This is a genomic window from Pseudomonas sp. C2.3V (genome assembly GCF_058536325.1).
Genome location: NZ_JBZUBN010000002.1, coordinates 534933 through 554994, shown reverse-complemented (window position 1 = coordinate 554994; position 20062 = coordinate 534933). Strand labels below are relative to the sequence as shown.

General features: G+C 55.7%; 21 protein-coding genes and 1 riboswitch. Of the genes, 10 read left to right on the top strand and 11 right to left on the bottom strand.

Features of this window, described 5'->3' with window-relative positions; genetic code table 11:
* Positions 1-6: 6 nt before the first annotated feature.
* The 6 genes from AC4LF3_RS22325 to AC4LF3_RS22300 all read right to left on the bottom strand — a co-directional run bounded on the left by AC4LF3_RS22325 (position 7) and on the right by AC4LF3_RS22300 (position 3908).
* Positions 7-747, bottom strand: coding sequence for a DUF1190 domain-containing protein (locus tag AC4LF3_RS22325; RefSeq protein ID WP_491836761.1), 741 nt, complete (start codon positions 745-747; stop codon positions 7-9).
* A gap of 17 nt (positions 748-764) precedes the next feature.
* On the bottom strand, positions 765-1190 hold the full coding sequence (locus AC4LF3_RS22320; RefSeq protein ID WP_019364662.1) for a DUF350 domain-containing protein: 426 nt from the start codon (positions 1188-1190) through the stop codon (positions 765-767).
* 13 nt (positions 1191-1203) lie between these two features.
* Positions 1204-1869, bottom strand: coding sequence for a DUF2491 family protein (locus AC4LF3_RS22315; RefSeq protein WP_010798798.1), 666 nt, complete (start codon positions 1867-1869; stop codon positions 1204-1206).
* Positions 1870-1899: 30 nt separating this feature from the next.
* Positions 1900-2457, bottom strand: coding sequence for a rhomboid family intramembrane serine protease (locus tag AC4LF3_RS22310; protein ID WP_125889131.1), 558 nt, complete (start codon positions 2455-2457; stop codon positions 1900-1902).
* 63 nt (positions 2458-2520) lie between these two features.
* The gene (locus AC4LF3_RS22305; protein WP_150346276.1) at positions 2521-3225 is read right to left on the bottom strand and encodes a PspA/IM30 family protein; all 705 of its coding nucleotides are present in this window, start codon (positions 3223-3225) and stop codon (positions 2521-2523) included.
* Positions 3226-3251: 26 nt separating this feature from the next.
* Entirely contained in the window at positions 3252-3908 is a 657-nt protein-coding gene (locus tag AC4LF3_RS22300) for a YjfI family protein (RefSeq protein WP_197873578.1), read from the bottom strand.
* A 295-nt stretch (positions 3909-4203) separates the two neighbouring features.
* Here AC4LF3_RS22300 and AC4LF3_RS22295 point away from each other — a divergent pair, with 295 nt between their 5' ends.
* Positions 4204-4461: a PepSY domain-containing protein gene (locus AC4LF3_RS22295; protein ID WP_010798802.1), complete on the top strand. Its 258-nt coding sequence runs from the start codon at positions 4204-4206 to the stop codon at positions 4459-4461.
* 176 nt (positions 4462-4637) lie between these two features.
* Positions 4638-5369 carry an SDR family NAD(P)-dependent oxidoreductase gene (locus AC4LF3_RS22290; protein WP_010798803.1) on the top strand — a complete coding sequence of 244 codons (732 nt, stop codon included), beginning with the start codon at positions 4638-4640 and terminating at the stop codon, positions 5367-5369.
* A gap of 59 nt (positions 5370-5428) precedes the next feature.
* Here AC4LF3_RS22290 and AC4LF3_RS22285 read toward each other — a convergent pair whose 3' ends face one another.
* Positions 5429-6172, bottom strand: a complete 744-nt coding sequence (locus tag AC4LF3_RS22285) for a GNAT family N-acetyltransferase (RefSeq protein ID WP_491836760.1) — start codon at positions 6170-6172, stop codon at positions 5429-5431.
* A 100-nt stretch (positions 6173-6272) separates the two neighbouring features.
* Between AC4LF3_RS22285 and pdxR the strand changes: the two genes are divergently transcribed.
* From pdxR to AC4LF3_RS22270, 3 genes are all read left to right on the top strand, one after another.
* The gene (pdxR, locus tag AC4LF3_RS22280; RefSeq protein WP_434155182.1) at positions 6273-7730 is read left to right on the top strand and encodes a MocR-like pyridoxine biosynthesis transcription factor PdxR; all 1458 of its coding nucleotides are present in this window, start codon (positions 6273-6275) and stop codon (positions 7728-7730) included.
* Between the two features lie 351 nt (positions 7731-8081).
* Complete coding sequence (locus AC4LF3_RS22275) at positions 8082-9728, top strand: acetolactate synthase large subunit (protein ID WP_010798806.1); 1647 nt, start codon at positions 8082-8084, stop codon at positions 9726-9728.
* 431 nt (positions 9729-10159) lie between these two features.
* Positions 10160-10489, top strand: coding sequence for a hypothetical protein (locus AC4LF3_RS22270; RefSeq protein WP_491836759.1), 330 nt, complete (start codon positions 10160-10162; stop codon positions 10487-10489).
* 145 nt (positions 10490-10634) lie between these two features.
* On the opposite strand, the gene mntP is transcribed toward AC4LF3_RS22270, so the two are convergent.
* Positions 10635-11207: a manganese efflux pump MntP gene (gene mntP, locus AC4LF3_RS22265; RefSeq protein WP_491836859.1), complete on the bottom strand. Its 573-nt coding sequence runs from the start codon at positions 11205-11207 to the stop codon at positions 10635-10637.
* Positions 11208-11216: 9 nt separating this feature from the next.
* Positions 11217-11381, bottom strand: a riboswitch (yybP-ykoY riboswitch).
* 293 nt (positions 11382-11674) lie between these two features.
* Between mntP and AC4LF3_RS22260 the strand changes: the two genes are divergently transcribed.
* Positions 11675-13030, top strand: coding sequence for an esterase-like activity of phytase family protein (locus AC4LF3_RS22260; RefSeq protein WP_491836758.1), 1356 nt, complete (start codon positions 11675-11677; stop codon positions 13028-13030).
* A 44-nt stretch (positions 13031-13074) separates the two neighbouring features.
* Here the strand turns inward: AC4LF3_RS22260 and AC4LF3_RS22255 are convergent, their stop codons facing one another.
* Positions 13075-14787 carry a tannase/feruloyl esterase family alpha/beta hydrolase gene (locus tag AC4LF3_RS22255; protein ID WP_491836757.1) on the bottom strand — a complete coding sequence of 571 codons (1713 nt, stop codon included), beginning with the start codon at positions 14785-14787 and terminating at the stop codon, positions 13075-13077.
* Between the two features lie 142 nt (positions 14788-14929).
* Complete coding sequence (locus AC4LF3_RS22250; protein ID WP_181123536.1) at positions 14930-15481, bottom strand: TetR/AcrR family transcriptional regulator; 552 nt, start codon at positions 15479-15481, stop codon at positions 14930-14932.
* 131 nt (positions 15482-15612) lie between these two features.
* On the opposite strand from AC4LF3_RS22250, the gene AC4LF3_RS22245 reads away from it, so the two are divergent.
* From AC4LF3_RS22245 to AC4LF3_RS22235, 3 genes are read left to right on the top strand one after another with little or no spacing between them, the layout of a single operon-like run.
* Complete coding sequence (locus AC4LF3_RS22245; protein WP_434155191.1) at positions 15613-16818, top strand: MFS transporter; 1206 nt, start codon at positions 15613-15615, stop codon at positions 16816-16818.
* Positions 16811-17398, top strand: a complete 588-nt coding sequence (locus tag AC4LF3_RS22240; RefSeq protein ID WP_181123534.1) for a sugar O-acetyltransferase — start codon at positions 16811-16813, stop codon at positions 17396-17398. The genes AC4LF3_RS22245 and AC4LF3_RS22240 overlap by 8 nt, the downstream gene beginning before the upstream one ends.
* Positions 17399-17415: 17 nt before the next feature.
* Positions 17416-17991: a DUF1349 domain-containing protein gene (locus AC4LF3_RS22235; protein WP_181123533.1), complete on the top strand. Its 576-nt coding sequence runs from the start codon at positions 17416-17418 to the stop codon at positions 17989-17991.
* A gap of 16 nt (positions 17992-18007) precedes the next feature.
* Here AC4LF3_RS22235 and mntR read toward each other — a convergent pair whose 3' ends face one another.
* The gene (gene mntR / locus AC4LF3_RS22230; protein WP_244294457.1) at positions 18008-18466 is read right to left on the bottom strand and encodes a manganese-binding transcriptional regulator MntR; all 459 of its coding nucleotides are present in this window, start codon (positions 18464-18466) and stop codon (positions 18008-18010) included.
* A gap of 198 nt (positions 18467-18664) precedes the next feature.
* Here mntR and AC4LF3_RS22225 point away from each other — a divergent pair, with 198 nt between their 5' ends.
* Positions 18665-20026 carry an Nramp family divalent metal transporter gene (locus tag AC4LF3_RS22225; RefSeq protein WP_491836756.1) on the top strand — a complete coding sequence of 454 codons (1362 nt, stop codon included), beginning with the start codon at positions 18665-18667 and terminating at the stop codon, positions 20024-20026.
* Positions 20027-20062: the final 36 nt, after the last annotated feature.

The following is a 20062-nucleotide window of genomic DNA, read 5'->3' as shown; positions in this document are numbered from 1 at the left end:
ATGTCCTTAGCTACTGCTGTATCCACCGCTGCTCTTGCCACCCCAGCCGCTACGAGCGCTGGCCTGACTGCCAAAGCCTCCGCGAGAGATGGTGGAAGATACGGCTGACCCGGATGTTCCCGAATTTCGACTCAGGCTTCTGCCCAGAGTGGATGAGGTATAGCTGTTGGTAGGACTGGTCCTGGCCTGCGTCGAACGGCTGAATGTCTTACCCTGCTCGATCTGGCGCGAAAGCGTCGAGTTGTAATAATTGCCGCGGTTGTCCCGCGCCTGGTAAATCGGCTGCGAGTAGTAGTGGTTGTTACCCGAGCCACTAAGCATGTTGCCGATCAGGAGTCCCATGAGCAGGCCGTTAAGGTGACTGCCCCCACCACCTCCGCCGCCGCTTTGATTGTTCGCCTGCTCGACAGCCTGCTTGGGCAGGTCTCCGGACATGGCCAGTTCAAAGCCCCCCAGCTTGGGCATGTACCTGCCATCGGATGTCGCCTGGCAATAACCGGGTACGAAGTCGGCATCGCATGACGCCTGATCGTCGTAGGTCGGCGCGATGCGCTTGTGATCAGCCATCGCCTGCATATAGGCATCCGAACAGATATCGACCGGAACCTTGGCCTCGACGCACTGCTGCACGGAGCTGAAGTTCTGGCTGGCGCTGTAGGTGGCGGTATTCTGTGACTTGCCACAGGCGACCAGCGCCAGCGGCAGGGTACTGGCCAATACCAGCTTGACGGAACTGCGTTTTCTCATCGGTTATTCCTCCTGGCTCAGACCGACGGCGTCATGCAGGCGGAATTGATAAAACCGATACTGATTGCGACAGAGGCTGAATACACTGCCGCAGCCGTTTCACCTCGCCCGATACGAGCAGAAAGGTCCTTCACCACCAGGCTGGTGCCAAGGAAGGTCAACAGCTGAACGACCGCAGCGATGACGACCCAGACCACAAAGTCCAGAACGCTTACGCTGTAGGCAATGATGTTGCTTGCTGGCAGGGCAAAGCCGATCAGCGAGCCACCCAAGGCAATGGCAGCCGCAGTGTTGCCCTCGCGAATGAGCGCAAATTCCTTGTGTGGTGTGAGACGGGTATAAATCAGCTGGAACAAGGCAAACAGGATAGCGGCAACAACAATATAAATGATGAAGCCCATTACCGCGCCGGCGTTCAGGGATAGACGAAGTGCTTCAAGCATGGAGATTTCCTTATCAGAGGACCTGAAGGTCTGTAGGTTGTAGCGTTACGCCAACGGCCGTCGACAGCGAGATGACACCCTCATCATCTTCCTCGACCGACAGGAGCAGAAACTCCCGACGATTCACCAGGCCGATTTCACGTGCGTAGAGCATGCAATTATGCCGGATTCGATAAGACTGCTCTGGACTTTTGACGTACTCAAGGAGCGGCGTCAGCTCAGTCTGGCCGTCTTCCGTTCCCCATTGGCGTTCATACTCCTCGCCGTCGAGCTCATAGAGTGGCATACCCAGCTTTGCGCCCGGCCCCGAGAGGCTTAGCAACTCGGCCTTGCTGTTGATCGTGGTGACGCTGTGATAGCCAAAAAGAATGATGTCCTGGATGTCATCATTGCTAGGGCCGTTCATGACTATCTGGAGGAAATAATCCTCATCGTCCAGATAGAAACGCAGCAGTCGCATGGACTGGCCAAGGTCGATATTACCCACCGCCCAGACCTTTTCATCCCCTGGCAGGGTAACGTGCGAGTGCCCGTCGAGCAGCAGCTTCAGGGATTTGTCCAGGCATATCATCCGCTCCCGGGTCAGCCCCAGCGGGCTGGCGTTGGTGATAGGTGCAGAACCTGCCCTTTCCTTGGGGAGCGGCGCCTCCATGCCTAGCGCCCTCTTGATCCAACTCATAAAGCACCTCCTGTTTCCTTATTGTAGAGATTATCTGGCATCGGCCAGCAATGTCTTCGAATGCATGATCCACCCGACCACTATGCCTGCAACGGCACCGGCGATGTGGGACTCGAACGAAATACCCGGCACGGGTAGAAAACCAAAGACTAGCCCGCCGTAACCCAGCAAGGCGGCTGCGGCAATCAACAGACTCAAAAGGCTCCGCTGAAACCACGCGCGGGCCAGAACATAGGACCACAGACCGAAGATAAGCCCACTGGCTCCTACATGAATACTAGGCCGACCCAGCAGCCAGACCAGCAGTCCGCCCAACACAGCAATCAGCACGAGCACCCGAACATAGCGCTCGAGGCCTTCGTTGGAAATAAGCCAGCTGAGCACTACAAAGGGCGCAAGGTTACTGAGCAGATGCCGGATGGAGCCGTGCAGGAAAGGAGCAAACAGGAGACCCTGCAAGCCGCTAAATGTACGAGGGATGATTCCGTGGTGTACCAGGCTGTTCGCCGTCAAGGTATTCACTAGCTGAACCAGCACCATGATCCCAGCCAGCATGAGAATAACCGGCAGGCATTTTCCTGTTCGCATCGATATCTCTCATGACACAAGAGAGTAGCCGGAAGAATCCGGCTACTCTTCTGCCTGCAACGCTTATTGTGCAGAATCTGAAGATTGCTTGGCCTTCAGGCGAGCCAGGACATCAGCACCGCCCCCTGACTTGGACCCGATCCCGGCTTCCTGCAGACGGCGCTCCAGATCACCGCCGTTGGAAGCGCTGGCAAGTTCTTCAGCGGCTTGCAGGCGAGCATCCTGCTCGTCCTGACGGGCCTTGATCCGGGCCAGCGAATCTACAGCCGTTTCCAGGGAACCATTGGCACCACCTGTAGCGGCAGCTGTTGCCACTCGTGCCTTCTGAACGGTTTCCCGCGCCTTGGCCATCTCGACTTGCTGCTTGAGCCCCTTGATCTGCGCTTCGGCCTTGATGACCTGAGCATGCAGGGCTTCTGTCTGCTTGCCGAACTGATCCGCCAGCACCTGCTCCTGATCACGCTGGGCCTCGATCTCGGCTACCTTGTTTGCACACTCAGTCGCCAGACCTTCCTCGCCTTTCTCCAGCGCAGCCATCGCCTTGCCTTCCCAGTTCTGAATGTCCCCCTTGAAGGCATCCAGACGTTGCAGCGATAGCTTGTGCTTGGCCTTGATATCGACCAGGCCGTTACGAGCCCGCAGCAAGGCGGCTTCGGCATCACGGATTTCCTGGTCAAGAATACGGATCGCCTGCTGATCGACAATTGCTTCGCCCACTTCAGAGGCGCCACCGCGAAGCGCGGTTACTACTTTTTTCCAAATGCTCATCTGTGTACTCCAATGCGAATAAAGGGTCAGGCCTTGATATGATCTTCGAATGCTTCAGCAGCACGAATCACGTTTTCCGCCAGGGTGTAGATCTCCTGAACGATGACCGTCAGGGACGAGGCCGCGCTCAAGGCACCAAACATGCAATAAATCTCTGTACCGTCTACCGATTCGATACCTACCGAGGACAGGGGGAACATGTCCCGGCTACGCAGCAGCAGGCTGTTGAACTCAACGGTATCCTTGACTTTGCCTGCCTCGAACAGCGTCGCATCGACTAACACCTGATCACCGGAGACCGCCAGGTAAATCGGCAAGTCGCCATACTCAGTCATGGTAAGCTTGATGCTGGGCACCGCACCTTCAGCAACGGTCAGAACAATCTCGCCCTTCTCAACCACCTCAAGCTCGGCCAGGGCCTTGTGCAGCGAGCTGATACTCCAGTTGGTGTTCTCGGTCATAAAGTCCTCCAGTTTGACTTTCTCGCCCAAAAAGGGCTGCCGTAGCGCTTTCTCGATACCCCGAAGGGCGTTAACGTTTTCAGGAAGAATCCAGAACTCACGCTTTACCAGACCTGCCTCACGTAATCGTGTCCGCATTTCGCGCACATAATCAGCAGTCGTTTTACCCTTGCCGGAGCCTGCCTTGGCCATAGCATCATCCGATGGTTTCTTGCGAGGCATCTGACCTCCCAGACTCATTACATGTAAGAAAATCTACTCCTGAATCCAGGGCAGTGCAATACTTACATGTAAGTATTTTTGACCATTACATGTAATATTATTTTGCCTGAACCTTTTCAGGCCTAGAACAGTGGAAATCTCAGTAAACGCCTTTACCGCCATTACGGCGATAGAACAGGCAACCACGGTGATTGTTCTGAGTCGGTTCTCAAGAAGGGTATCGCGACACGTTAGGCACGCGAACTCCACGCTTCAGGAGCACTCAATTATCTCGTACCCATCATGAGGACTCGCCATGAGAAAGATAACTGCTTTTCTAACAGCCTCACTACTGACTGCCAGTGTAGCCTGGGCTGATCAGCCGGGTGCTGACTGGATCAGCAAAGATCAGGCGGAGGCTGCGCTCAAGGCTGCCGGCTATACAGAGATCACCAAGATCGAAGCGGACGATGGGCATTGGGAAGGAGAAGGCACCAAGCAGGACGGCATGAAGTATGAATTTCATGTAGACCCGCACAGTGGCAAGATCACTAAAGACGAAATGGACCATTAACGCCTACTCGTGTGCCTACCTACGCCGGTAGGCACACACTTCACACCGTGCTTCTGTGACGTGTACGCCTCTGCCCTTTCTTCCGAACTTGAACAGTGGTTTAACCGCTAGGCCGCCTGTACACCACAAATAGGCAGATATGCTTATGATAGGTGTCCCCTTTCAGGAAGACGGCCATGACGCAAAAGACATTATTATTGACGGGCGCGAGCCGTGGCATCGGCCATGCCACGGTCAAGCACTTCAATGCAGCGGGCTGGCGCGTATTTACCGCTTCACGCCAGAACTGGGCGGCAGACTGCCCCTGGTCCGAAGGATTGATGAACCATATCCATCTCGACCTCGAAGACATCGATAGCGTTGAGCAGAACTTGGCGCTGATTCACGACAAACTGGGTGGTCGTCTTGACGCGCTAGTGAATAATGCTGGCATCTCACCCAAAAGCGAGACCGGCTCACGGCTGGGTGTGTTAGAAATGGGCTACGCCGATTGGATCAAGGTATTCAACGTCAACTTATTTTCTACCGCCCTGCTGGCAAAAGGGTTGTTCAACGAGCTCAAGGTCGCCAAGGGTTGCGTCATCAACGTTACCTCCATTGCTGGGTCGCGAGTTCATCCATTCGCCGGCGTAGCCTATGCAACGTCCAAAGCGGCCCTTTCGGCGCTGACCCGGGAAATGGCCTACGACTTCGGCCCGCATGGCATCAGGGTAAATGCCATTGCTCCGGGTGAAATCGATACCTCGATTCTTTCACCCGGAACGGAAGAAATCGTTCAACGCGATATTCCACTTCATCGCCTGGGTAAGCCCGAGGAAGTGGCCTCCTTGATCTATTTTTTATGTACAGGAGGCGCGTCGTACATTAATGGCTCCGAGATCCATGTCAATGGTGGCCAGCATGTTTGAAGCGCAGGAAGGCCGGAGTAAAAGCTGCTACGGCTTTTCTCTGAATCAACCAAGTCGGCTCAACCGAGTGGATCGTTTACCCGAGCGCTCCTTTGGAATGCCTGAAGGGAACGGAGCTGTTGGCCGTCCTCGTTAAAGTTGGCCGGGTCTAACCATCCTGTAAACGCGTTACGCAGTACCGGCCATTCAGTGTCAATGATTGAAAACCAGGCCGTATCCCGGCTCCGTCCCTTGTAAACCAGAGCCTGCCGGAATACCCCTTCAAACTGAAACCCCAAGCGAAGCGCAGCCTGGCGCGAGGGCTCGTTCAGGCTATCGCATTTCCACTCGTAACGCCGATAGCCCAGGTCCTCGAAGGCATGATACATAAGCAGATAATGTGCTTCGGTTGAAAGTATCGAGCGCTTCATGAGTGTGGAGAAAGCAACATGACCAACCTCCATAACGCCATTGGCAGGATCTATCCGCATCAGGGACAACGTCCCAACCGCGCGACCGCTTCGTAGATCGACCACCGCGAAGTGCATCGGGTCCTCACTCGCAGCAGCCTGCTCGGCAAACCGGTAATAGTCCGCTTCATGAGTGAAAGGGCCGGACAGCATATAGGTCCAGTCTCTGCCGTCTTCTGCATGACCATACGCCTCGTACAGGTCGGATGCGTGGATCTCAGCATTGAGTGGCTCAAGGCGACAATAGCGACCCTCCTTTACCGTACGAGACGGCCGCAAACGCTCTGTCCACTCTGCCAGAGGCTGCCCTATGGGTTGTTGATACGCGTTCCGTATTTCTTCCCGATTCATCATCTACCTGACCAACAGTTGAATGAGCTATAACGGTATTCAGGATATGGTTCTGCCAAAAGAGCCACATTTGAGCTTTTTTATAGAGCCAGACACTTAGCTGATGAGTACGATACGTGAAACCCTGTTGCTGTTTGACACACCACTCTCTCGAGCCCCATCAGCGGCGTCGTTGCAGGCACAGCTCTATGAACGACTTCAATCAGCTATTTTGAAGGGACAGCTAGCGGCAGCCACTCGGCTGCCCGGCTCACGTGAACTGGCCAGTGCGTTATCAATTTCACGCAACACGGTTATTGCCGTATATGAGCAACTTTCCACCGAAGGGTATGTTCATGCGAGCCCTACCGGTACCCGAGTCGCGAGATTGTCCGAGAGGCCTGTATCCGCTGTAGATGATACGCCATGCACGGTCGGACTGGCCCGACGCATTGAGCAGATAGGGGATGCCTCAGCGCTCGCCGAATCCAGTGGTGCACTCCGGCCTGGTATCCCGGCACTCTCCTACTTTCCGCTCTCTACCTGGCGACGGGTGTTGGATCAGGAGATCAGCCGTGCAGGCGCTTCGGGTCTGGGCTATGGAGATCCGTTGGGTGAGCCACGTTTACGCGCCTCGCTAGCACGTTATCTCTCGCTTTCACGCGGGGTTAACTGCACGGCAGAGCAGATCATCATTACCGAAGGAACCCAGGAAGCCCTGGCGCTATCTGTTCGCCTGCTGACCAATCCAGGCGATACGGCCTGGATTGAAGATCCCGGCTACCGGGGTGTAAAGACTGCAATGCGTGCAGGTGATCTACATATCGTTCCCAAACGGGTCGATACAGAAGGGTTGGCAGTAGCAGCCGCTGACTGGGTTACTGCTCCACCTCGCCTGATCTACACTACTCCCTCTCATCAATATCCCATGGGGTCAGTGCTTAGCGTAAGCCGGCGTCTGGCATTGATTGAGCAGGCACGAGCGCATGGCGCCTGGATCATTGAAGATGATTATGACAGCGAGTTTCGCCATTTCGGTGAGCCTGTAAAAGCCATGCAAGGCCTCGTCCTGAATGCGCCGGTGGTGTATATCGGCAGCTTCAGCAAAACCATGTTTCCAGCGCTTCGCCTGGGTTTCATGGTACTGCCTCACTCACTGATGGTAGCGACCCGCGCCTCCCTGACAGAAATGCTGCGTGGAGGACATCGTCATGAGCAGTTGGCGATGGCGTCCTTTATCGAGAAGGGACATTTCAGTCGTCATCTAGGCCGCATGCGGCGCCTGTACCGTGAGCGCCAACAGATCTTGCGCACCGCGCTCCAGCAGTTCATCCCTATGCCCTATGAACTCATGGGTGGAAATGCGGGAATGCATCTGACGTTACGTCTACCCGCACATTGTTGTGATCAGAAGGTAGTTGAAGCGGCTAGTCGCTACAATATGGCTCCATCGGCTCTGTCACGTTATACCTTGTCACCGCTGCCCGAGGACAACGGCTTGGTAATTGGATATGGCAATACGGCGACGGAACTGTTTGCTCCGCTGGCCAGCAGACTTGGGCAACTTCTTAAAAGCGCTTGATTACTGATGTTGCTGAAGGGTTCCAGTCACGGCCCAGGCTTAACGTTATCTCTTCCGTATCCATGCAGATCTACCGTACGAACTTGAAAGAGCCCCTTGCACCTTAAAGATAATCTAAGGCTGGCTATAAATTGCCTCACTTCACTAGCATCCGGTCAGGCTAAGGCGTCAGCATGTAGCTATTGAGCTAAACCACTACATTTCGTCTGTTCCGCCTCGCTTTTTTTGCAAAAAAATGAATTTTTTTACTGAATTTGTCCTTCTACGGCCCATGCGGCATGGACAAATCACTATCAGCATTGCACCCTTGGGTCGGAGCTTCTCTAACCGCCCTACCTGAAGGAAAAAGTGATGGCCAAGGCCTCTGATTTGATCGTACGTTGTCTGGAAAACGAAGGTGTGGAATACATCTTTGGTATTCCTGGGGAAGAAAACCTGGACCTGCTGGACTCGCTCTCCCGTTCCAGCCAGATCAAACTGATCCTGACACGTCACGAACAATCCGCCGGATTCATGGCGGCGACCTATGGTCGTCTGACCGGTAAGACCGGCGTGTGTCTGTCGACGTTAGGCCCAGGCGCCACAAACCTTGTGACTGCAGGCGCCTATGCCTACCTGGGCGGCATGCCGATGATGATGATCACCGGGCAGAAGCCAATCAAGAAGTCCAAGCAGGGCCGTTTCCAGATTATCGATGTCTGCGGCATGATGGACCCGATTACCAAGTACACCCACCAGCTGGCTTCTGCCGACAATATCCCTTCGCGTATTCGTGAAGCGATCCGTCTGGCTGAAGAAGAAAAGCCCGGTTCGGTTCACCTGGAGCTTCCAGAAGACATCGCGGCTGAGCAGACTGAAAGCACCCCGATTCCACCCAGCCTGACCCGCCGACCCATCGCTGAATACAAGTCCATCCAGGCGGCCATATCCAAGCTGGAAGGCGCACGCAGCCCAGTCCTGGTCATCGGTGCGGGGGCTAATCGCAAGATGACGGCGCGCGTGCTGCGTCAGTTGATTGAAAAGACGGGTATTCCGTTCATTACCACCCAGATGGGTAAAGGGGTGGTGGATGAGCGTCATCCCCGTTTCCTGGGTAACGCGGCGCTGTCGGCCGGTGACTTCGTGCACCGTGCGCTGGAGTCGGCTGATCTGATCGTCAACATTGGCCACGATGTCATCGAGAAGCCACCGTTCTTCATGGTGCGTGGAGGTACGGAGGTCATCCACATCAACTTCCGTTCGGCCGAAGTCGATCCGGTGTATTTCCCTCAGGTAGAAGTGGTAGGCGATATCGCCAATGCCATCTGGCAAATCAAGGAAGCCATTGAAGTTCAACCAACCTGGGACTTCGACCGCCTGTTGACCATTCGTGAAGCCAACGAGGCTCATGTCTCCGAAGGTTCTACAGATGACCGCTTCCCGATGTACCCGCAGCGTATGGTCGCAGACCTGCGCAAGGTACTGCCGTCGGATGGTATCGTGGCGCTGGATAACGGTATCTACAAGATCTGGTTTGCCCGTAACTATAAGGCCTACATGCCCAACACGGTGTTGCTGGATAACGCACTGGCTACCATGGGTGCGGGACTGCCTTCTGCCATGGCGGCACGCCTGGTTCATCCACAGACGCCTATCGTTGCTGTCTGCGGCGACGGCGGCTTCATGATGAACAGCCAAGAGCTGGAAACTGCAGTACGTCTGAAGATGAACCTTGTGGTCATCATTCTGCGTGATGACGGATACGGCATGATCCGCTGGAAGCAGGCACAGATGGGCTTTGAAGATTATGGTCTGGACTACGGTAACCCGGACTTTGTCCGTTATGCCGAAAGCTATGGCGCTCAGGGCCATCGGGTGGAAAGCGCTGCGGAATTCGCCTCATTGGTTGAGCGCTGCGTGAACACACCAGGCGTACATGTAATCGATTGCCCGGTCGATTACTCCGAAAACGACCGCATTCTGCACCAGGAAATCAAGGAGCGCAGCGCTCAGGTCTAAACAGCACTGTACCCGATGAAACCAAACGCCCCCGTACTAACGGGGGCGTTTGGTTTGAGAGTCTGGAAGGATGGGTATGGCCCCACCTTTTCACCCTATCGCGCCGGCGCCTCATGAATCAAAGCGATCCGGTTACTGCTGGCCGCTGCCCAATCTCAAACTGATCAAAAAATGATCAACTCTGTCCAGCCCTTGCCGTATATGGGCTAGCCGTAATTATCCACAAGCATATTCACTTTATAAGTGGAAAACCTATCAGGCTGAAACACTGAAAATCCGCAGCCCGGCCTGTTAGCTCACTCCCACACCGACGCCTTATTGATTCGGATCAACGTCCTGCACGGCAAAACGCTGAACTTCTGGTCACAAGCGGGTTACTAAATCGTAACCGAAGGACAATGTTATCGATCCCTCTAGAAAGGAGTGCTGATTTGAGCAAGTTAGAGAATGTCCCGAAGCGTAAACGCATTACGGCTACGTATGTCATAACGCTTGCGATCTTGGGAATCCTGTTTGCCATCGTGGTCAACAAGTTCATTCTGCCCAAGTCCGAGACCTTTGATGGCGATGCCGTCAAACCCAGACCTTCAGTCAGCGAATACATTACTCAGGCCCAGCCGGACGTCTGTAAGGATGAGGCAGCAGATGCGCCAAGTCCTAAATGCGTCTCAGACCTTGCTCTTAAGGCCAAAGAGCAGGGCTATGACTTTAATGAAGTGGATACTTACCTGAAGCAGCGCTTCCCTAACGTTCAGCGTTAACGAAGCAGCCTGGAAGCGCCAGTCCTTCTCAGGAACGCTTCCCCAGAACACCAGAGCGCCTGCAGACATCTACCGCAGGCGCTCTGGTTTTAAAACATGAAACAGGACGTAATTGATCAACGATTACGGACGGCACCCAGCCGGATCAGCCGGTTACTGCGGTCAGATGCTCATGCAGAATGACCGAGCCGATACCGATTAGCACTACCCCGCCAATGATCTCGGCCCGCTTGCCGATGACAGCCCCCATCACGCGCCCCAACATGACGCCGATAGTCACCATGATCATGGTCGCTAAGCCGATGGCCAGCGCCGCGCCAATGATATTGACGTTGATGAAAGCAAGCCCCACGCCGACCGCCAGAGCATCGATACTGGTGGCTACCGCCGTAATGGCGAGCAACCAGAACGAGTGCTGAGTGGGCTTTTCCTCGGCCTCTTCTGCTTCTCTCACGCCAGACCAGATCATGCGCAGACCCAGACCTAACAGAAGCGTAAAGGCAATCCAGTGATCCCACTCTTGTACAAACTGAGCAGCTGCAAGGCCGGCAGCCCAGCCAATGACGGGGGTAATGGCCTCGATGGTGCCAAAGATCGCTCCGGTGCGCAGCGCTTCTCGCAAACAAGGCTTATGCAGGCTGGCACCTTTGCCCACCGCAGCGGCGAACGCATCCGTGGACATGGCTAAGGCAAGTAAGACGAGAGCAGCTGGATTCACGATTTCCGTACCGATCGGGCTAACGTCCAATGACATATCCACGCGCCCGATCCTGAACGCAGATATATCAATGGTCTCGCCAACCGGGTGGTCGTTTATGCCACGGCATGCATGCCGAGAATGTTGACATAAACACTTTCGAAGCATTCGAAAGCAGGCTACTCCCCAAAGAAGCCGCCACAATACACAAAGAAATTTATCAAGTCTATCAGATAGATAGAGCTAATCTTTTTAGCCATGGCTATGTTTTGTCGTCACCTTATAGGCTCGAAAGGGCCTCACGCACCTTGAGCCTGTATAACCTCAGCGTATACCTCTCCTTCTGGCACAGGCGTCAACGTACCGCCAGCCGTGCGGCTCGGTGCCATATGCCTGACACACTTGCGCCGTATTGTGCTCAGCACCACTGGAGCAGCTGCCATGGGCTTGCGACCGGTGCACTCACTTCCTGGACGGAGAAGATAACAATGAAAAAAGTACGGCCTCTCTGGGTCGCGCTGGCGGCTGCGCTGTCCACTCATGCGCTGGCGTCTCCCAATAACACGCTGGTAGGCTGGGCTGTCATGCCACCTGATACGTTTTCCGATGGGCCTACTTCTGGCCAGTTCATCAGTCCAAATCCGTATGGCACCTTTGTGCCGCCTTATCAGGGCCGCCAGCCCGTACAGGGGTTTTCCGCGGTGTTGCCAGGCGCTGATGAAAACAGTTTTCTGTTCCTGACAGACAATGGCTTCGGCACTCAGGCCAACTCTGCCGATGCCCTGCTGCGTCTGTATAGCGCACGGGTTGATTTCAAGACCCGCCGCGGCGGTACCGGTACGGTTACCGCAAGCAATGCTCTGACCGGCATGCCTCTGGCTCGCTTTACCGAGCCGTCGCGAATCACGCTCAACGATGTCAACCGTAAACTGACCATGCCTATCCAGGCGGATTACGCTCACTACTACAACAAGAGCACCAATCCCGAAGTGGATCCCGCCATTCAGTTCTCTCGCCTGATCACTGGTGCTGATCTGGACGTCGAGTCCGTGCGCCGAGACAAGAACTGTGCATTGTGGTTTGGCGATGAGTTCGGACCTTATCTGGTCAAGACAGACGGCTCAGGAACCGTATTGCGGAGCGAAATCCCACTTCCGGGCGTTTACGCGCCGGAAAACAAGGACGTTGTGGCAGGAAAGGCCACAGCCAACCTGGGCGGCTCGGGCGGGTTTGAGGGTATGGCTATCAACCCCCGTGGTGACAAATTGTATGCCCTACTGGAAAAACCGGTGACAGGTGATCCGGCCAACCAGCTGCGTATCAACGAATTCGACATCGATCATGAGCGCTTCACTGGCGTTACCTATTTTTATCGTACCCAAGCTGCTGGCAATGCTATTGGGGACATGACAGCCATCGACGATAATCGCTTTCTGGTCATCGAGCGTAACGGCGGCACAGCCACCAATGGCGTCCCGTTCAAGCGGATCTACCTGATCGACACCCGTGCCGTGCCTAATGGCGGCGTGGTACGCAAGACCGAGCTGGTCGATCTGATGCACCTGGACGATCCAGACGACCTGAACGGCGATGGCTCAAATGTATTCACGTTCCCCTATGTCACCATCGAAGATGTGCTGCCGCTGGACGAGCGCACCCTGCTGGTGGTCAACGATAACAACTTTCCGGGCGGTGGTGGTCGCGAGCGGGCAGCAGACGCGACCGAGTTTCTTAAAATCCGTCTGGCCCAGCCTATTCCAGGCATGTGGCCGCCACACTTGTTACAACGCACCAGTAATGCACGGTGCGGTCTGCCTTTGAAAATGGCCAGAAACGGCCAGTAAACCAGAAGCGCTCCGAAGCATTCCTCGGAGCGCCTTTACCAGACTTACAGCTCCGTGTTTCCAGACGAACCACGGGGCCGTTCACGGCAGCTGAAGCTTGCTGCCGACTCGATATCGCCGGTGCCGTTGTACAGGGCAATACGCGGGTAAGGACACAGTGGGCGTGTCCGTGCAGGTGACCAGTCCGCCGGAACGTCAGCATTCACTCCGCCTGCATTACCTATGCCGCGTGCGGTGGCAATGATCTCTTCTGGCGCCCTGCCCTTTTCAACCCAGTTGACCAGAGGCGTCAGCATGTCGAATTGATCGGTGGACGGTCCGCCTTGGCAATGTCCCATGCCCGGTACGGTATACAAGCGGGCAAAGCGCTCTGCTTGACCGCGATTGCTTTTCTGGAGCCCTTCATACCAAGCCACGGTATCGTCGACCGAAAAAATAGGATCGCTGACACCGTGATACACCATGACCTTGGCTCCCCGCTGTCTCAGTAACTCAAGATGGGTAGGATTCGGGGGTGTCATGAATCGCATGGCGGATTCGATGTAGATCGCATTGGAACGTGTGATTCGTGCGAGCAGATCATCAATGGAGCTGTTGAGGGCCAGCGACTTGCCATCGAACGTCGCCGGGCTTACCGGCGGTACGCCAAATACAATACCCACGGCCAATGAGTCACGGCTGATAGGCGACTCGAACTCCCAGGAAGCTACATCCTTGGTCGCAAGACCGCTGTCATAGGGGAAACTCGAATAGAATCGCTTGCCCACCCGCGTTGTAGCTCCCTTGAAAATAGGGTCTATGGCACGCTTCTGCGCAATGCTCAGGCACTGACCGTTGCGCTCACCCCGACAGGTAGGGACATCTCGCCACAGACTGAACGTACGCTGGCAGCGCGGGTAATCCTGCACAAGCCCATCGATAGCACCATCCAAGGCATCGCAACGTGCCAGGACGCGTTTTGCAACCAAAGCACGCTCCTGGGCAGTGAATGCAGTAGACAGGTCATTGGGATCCGTGGCGACCTTGGCATACTGCTGCGCCCCAAAGATACTGGCTACCGCTGCCAGGGGAAGCCGATAGCCCGGTGCGCCGGCCAGGAAGCCATCGTAGTCGTTCGCCAGCCGATTCATGGCTACAAAGGTATGCCGACCGCCATTGGAGCATCCACCGAAGTAGGAGTGTTCAGGCCGCCTGCCATAGGCTATCTGTAACGCCTGCTTGGCCATGGGCGTCAGCCTCAAGGCCGCCTGATAGCCATAGTCGAGACGGGCCTGCGGGTCGATGCCAAATGTCATGTTCTGTTGCGCCGTATGACCGGCATCGGAGCTCAGAACGGCAAAGCCTTTATCGAGGGCATTAGTGACCGGCCCTCCGCCCAGCCCGCCTGTAGCGGTAACTACACTGCCATCCAGCCCGCCATTGGCCTGATAGAAGAACCGTCCGTTCCAGGCCAGGGGCAAGCGCATCTCAAAGCCAACGGCATAATGGGCGCCATCGATACCAGTTCGAGGATTCATGCGCCCCTGAATCAAGCAGTGGGCCGCAATATCATGCCCGCCGACCTTGAGCTCACCGGCATCAATCCGCGTGGCTGTGTCAATCAGAGTGTTATCAAGCCTGGCAAGCTTGCTTGCCAGCGAGGTGCAACTACCTTGCAACGAGAGGGTGGAGTCAGCGCTGGCGAGGGGAATAACAAAAGCTAAAGCACTCAGGCAGCCGGCAACGGCCAGCGTCTTGTGGGTAATGGTTCGCTTCATGGTGCGTCCTTCTTGTGTTTATTGTCGGAGCAGTCAAAGAGCAATCACAGAGGCGACTCCGGATAACAGCAGCGGTTACCTCTGTCTAATAGTTAATATAATTAACTATTAGACGCAAGCGAATCTGCGTAGACAAATGCATTCAGCCATTGACGATCAACCTGATCACCCGCAGAACATCTTCACGGCTCGTCGGCTCTTGCTCAACGGAGCGATGTATGGTCAGCCCTTCGATCAGAGCATCTAGCGTTCTGGCAGTGCGTGCATCGAAATGCTGCGCCAGTGCCCGCTGACTGCGAAACATCCAGTCCTGCATGATCGACTTCATTGCGGGGTTGCGACTCGCGTAGGCGTAGAGTTCGTAGGAAAGCGTCATGACACGACCATTGTCTTCCTGCCAGAAATCGCCACAGATCACATTGGCCACGGCGTCGAGAGCTTGCTCGGGTGTCTTGGCTACGCCCAGGAGAGCATCGAAGCGGGCAGAAATGGACCAGGCAAAACGGGTGAACGCTTCCTTGAGCAAGTGCTCGATGCCGTCAAAGTGATAAGTCATCGAGCCCAGTGGCACATCAGCCACGGCTGCAATGCGGCGGTGGGTAGCGCCTGACACGCCATCACGCGCGATGACCTCCAGAGTGGCATCAATGATGCGACTCCTTCGCTCAGGATCCAGACGTCGTTCAGAGGGCATGCCGTGTCAGTCTCCGAAAACAATGCAACGTAACCGTATAGGTCGGGTGGACGGATGGAACGAACAGGCTACCATGTGTACGAACGTACACATAAGCCCTGATTTTGTTTTATCTAGGATGGAGTAAATCCGTGACTCCCGCGATTCGGCGCAGACGTACCGCTCTGTTTGTACTGTTTTTGATCCCCGGACTCCTATTGGCGTCATGGGTAACCCGGACACCCGATATCCGGGACCTGCTGAGTGCCTCGACCAGTGAAATGGGCATGATCCTGTTCGGCCTGTCATTGGGCGCCATGCTCGGCGTGCTTGCCTCGGGCCGCCTGGTGAGCCGCGTGGGTACCCGACCGGTCATTGGTGGTGGGTTGGTACTGGTATACCTGGGGTTTCTGGCCATTGCTGGAGCCTCCACTGCCTCGCTGGCCATGGGCGTGTTTGCCGGGCTTTTTTTGTTCGGCCTAGGCCTGGGCCTTTCGGACATTGCCATCAATATCGAGGGCGCCGAACTTGAAACCACCACACGCAAACCGCTTCTGCCCGCGCTTCATGGCTGTTTCAGCCTTGGCACATTGGCAGGCTCTCTGATCAGCCTGGGACTGACTCATCTTTCGCTACCGGTCTTCTGGCACCTTATTCTCATGGGCGCGGCAACCCTGCTTCCCTGCGTCTGGGCGTGCCTCGCCATCCCCTCAGGTACCGGGCAGACGCAGACCGCCAAGACAGAGCAGCAGTCGGTCACGCCTTTCAAACCCTGGAAAGACAAGACGCTGATCATGATTGGTCTGATTGTACTGGCGCTTGCCCTGGCGGAAGGCTCCGCCACTGACTGGCTGCCGCTATTAATGGTCGATGGACACGGTTTTGATCCGGCGTCCAGCGCACTCGTGTATGCCGGCTTTACCACCGCCATGACGATAGGGCGCTTCTCAGGAACCTATATCCTCCAGCGATTCAGCCGAGAGGCCGTCATACGGGCCAGTGCCCTGTCCGGTGCGTTGGGTATTGGCCTCGTGTCGTTCTCTGACAACCCCATCTTGGCGGCGGCCTCCGTACTCTTCTGGGGGCTTGGCGCATCGCTGGGTTTTCCGGTGGGGATCTCTGCTGCCGGCGACTCTGGCGAACAGTCGGCCAAGCGGGTAGCGGCCGTTGCAACTGTGGGCTATCTCGCCTTTCTGATCGGTCCGCCCTCGCTGGGCTTCATTGGACAAGCCTACGGGTTACGCATGGCCATGGTGGTCGTGCTGGTATTGGTGGCGGCAACGGTCCTGCTGGCACCTGCCGTACGGGACAGTCGATTGCATCCGGAACGTCGAATCAAGGAAGCCTGCCATGAATGAACGCGAAAAAGCGGCCGCCGGCCTGCTCTATGACGCCAACAATGATGCCGAACTTATCCAGCAGCGCCTGGAGGCCAAGGTTCAGGTTCATGCTTATAACCAACTTGATCCTCGGGACCTTGAGGGCAAAAAGCGTATTTTGAAAACGCTGTTGGGCAAGACAGGGGAGCACGTCCTCATCGAAGCGCCCTTTCATTGCGATTACGGCTATAACATCGAGCTGGGAGAAAATTTCTATTCCAATGTCAATCTGGTGATTCTGGACTGCGCCAAGGTCAGCATTGGCTGCAACGTATTCATAGCGCCCAACGTAGGACTGTACACGGCTGGCCATCCGCTGGATGCAGAACGACGAAACCAGGGTCTGGAATATGCGCATCCCATTACCATCGGCGACAACGTCTGGATTGGTGGGGGCGTTACAGTGTTGCCAGGTGTGACGATTGGCGAAGGCGCTGTCATCGGCGCAGGTAGCGTCGTAACGAAAGATATCCCGGCTCATGTGGTGGCGGTAGGTAATCCCTGCCGGGTGCTGAGAACAATAGACAACGCCGATCGTACCAGCCCTCCTTCGCACTGACCCCTGGAGCCCGGATCATGTGGAATCACTGCAAATGGTTGAACGAGCCCAGCCGCTGGGCACTTGAGAATGATCACCTGCGCGTGATAACGGATGCGCGTACCGACTTCTGGCGCGAGACCTACTATGGCTTTATTCGAGACACCGGGCACTGGTTTCATGTCGCCGCGGGAGCTGACTTTACGGCAATGGTGAAGATAGAGGGTCGGTTCAGCGAACTCTATGATCAGGCAGGACTCATGATCCGTCTGAACAACACCACATGGTGTAAAGCGGGCATAGAGGTCAGTGATGGCCAACGCCTCATCGGTAGTGTGTTGACGCTGGGCCATTCGGACTGGGCTGTAGGTGCACTGCCGGGCGAGCCTGATACCTTCTGGCTCAGGGCGACCCTCAAGGACAACGCCTTGAGAATTCAGTATTCGCTGGATGGGCAAGAGTGGCCATTGCTAAGGCTGACCTATTTTCCAGGCTCCAGCGCCGTTGAAGTCGGACCGTTCTGCTGCACGCCCGAACGCGCTGGCCTGGAAATCGTATTCTCGGACTTTACCGTTGGGCCTGCACTGGACAAGCCGTTGCATGATTTGAGTTGAACGCCCTTATAAAAGGTCAGCCGTGCTTGGCTTCCACGAAGCGGCGAAAGACGTCCAACGTTTCGCTGCTGACATGGTGTTCGATACCTTCCGCGTCACGTCGGGCAACGCTTGGATCCACTCCCAGGGCCAGGAGGAAGGACTCGACAATGTGGTGCCGTTCACGGCTGGCTTGGGCGAGCGCTTCCCCTTCCGGCGTCAGGAAGATGCCCCGGTACGGCTTTTGGACGACATAGCCACAGGTGGCAAGACGCTTGAGCATTTTCGCGACCGTAGGCTGGGCGACGCCAATCCGGGTGGCGATATCAATCTGGCGCGCCTCGCCGTGGGCATGGATCAGGTCTGAAATCAGTTCGACGTAATCCTCAATGAGTTCCTGCCGATGCGCTTCACGCACCTGCTGAAAGCCTTCCATGTGTACGGAAGCCTCTACCAGGGGTTTCATCGATACCGCTTCTCCTCGAACTTTGCTCACCACACATTCTCCAGAATGAATCAAGCGCCCAATACACACTAGTAGGGCCGCCCTATTCTGACCGATCCCCTCTGCAACGCCAAAATGTTTAACCGTCAATCCTTGAAATAGATAAGTTTTATTGCCCGTGCTTGGAAACTTAGCCTAGGCTAAGTTTCATATGTATTACGTTGTACAATCCTTGCGAGCGTTCATTACATGAAAGAGTCGGCCACTTATGCAGCACTTTCCTGGGGTGACAGGGAAGAACCGCGCCCCAGCCTGGGAGGAATGAACGCCAGCGTGCCTGTTCCTGCAACCGGGCACTGGCTGCGTCGTCTCATGGCTTTTATCGGCCCTGGCTACATGGTAGCCGTGGGCTATATGGATCCGGGCAACTGGGCAACCGACCTCGCGGGCGGCTCCAAGTTTGGCTATATGCTGCTATCAGTGATCCTGCTGTCCAACCTCATGGCTATTCTGCTCCAGTCGCTGGCAGCGCGGCTGGGTATCGCATCGGGGTTGGATCTTGCGCAGGCCTGCCGCCATCAATACTCCAGGCCAGTCAATTTCCTTCTCTGGATCGCCTGCGAGGTAGCAATCATTGCCTGCGATCTGGCTGAGGTAATTGGCACCGCCATTGCCTTGAATCTATTGTTTGGCATTCCTTTGGTCTGGGGCGCCATCATTACCGCCGCCGATGTCTTCATCATTCTGCTTTTGATGCGCCGTGGTTTCCGCTGGCTGGAAGCCTTTGTCATCGCCCTTTTGACCATTATCTTTGCCTGCTTTGGCGTTCAGATGATGCTCGCACAACCCGCCGTGGGCGAGATTCTCCAAGGCTTTTTGCCCCAGGCAGAAGTGGTGATGAATCCAGAAGCCCTTTACCTGGCCATCGGTATCATCGGTGCGACCGTGATGCCGCACAATCTGTATCTGCACTCCTCCATCGTGCAGACGCGTGCCTACCCCCGTACGGAAGAAGGTCGCCGTCAGGGTATTCGTTGGGCGGTAACGGACAGTACCATCGCCCTTATGCTGGCCCTGTTCGTCAATGCGGCCATTCTGATTACAGCAGCGGCTGTCTTTCATCAGGCAGGTCGTACAGACGTCGAAGAAATCGATCAGGCGTACCACCTGTTATCACCGATGCTGGGCGTAGGTATCGCCTCGATACTGTTTGCGATAGCGCTATTGGCTTCAGGGATCAACTCCACTGTGACGGCCACCCTGGCGGGCCAGATTGTCATGGAAGGCTTTCTCAACCTGCGTCTGCCAGACTGGGCACGTCGCCTGATCACTCGCGGGCTGGCCATCATTCCAGTCGTGGCGGTTACCATCCTGTACGGGGAAAGCGGCACGGCAAAACTGCTGGTCCTGAGTCAAGTTGTTTTGTCCATGCAGTTGCCATTTGCAGTGATACCGCTGGTACGGTTCGTATCAAATCGCACACTAATGGGCAGTTTTGCCATTAGTCGTAGCGTGGCGGCACTGGCATGGTTTATCGCCCTGCTGATCGTTGCGTTGAACATCAAGCTGCTCTTCGATGTACTTACCGGCCAGGGAGGCGGTATCTTCTAGCCTTACGGCGAGCAGCGGCCAGGTAATACGCCAGGC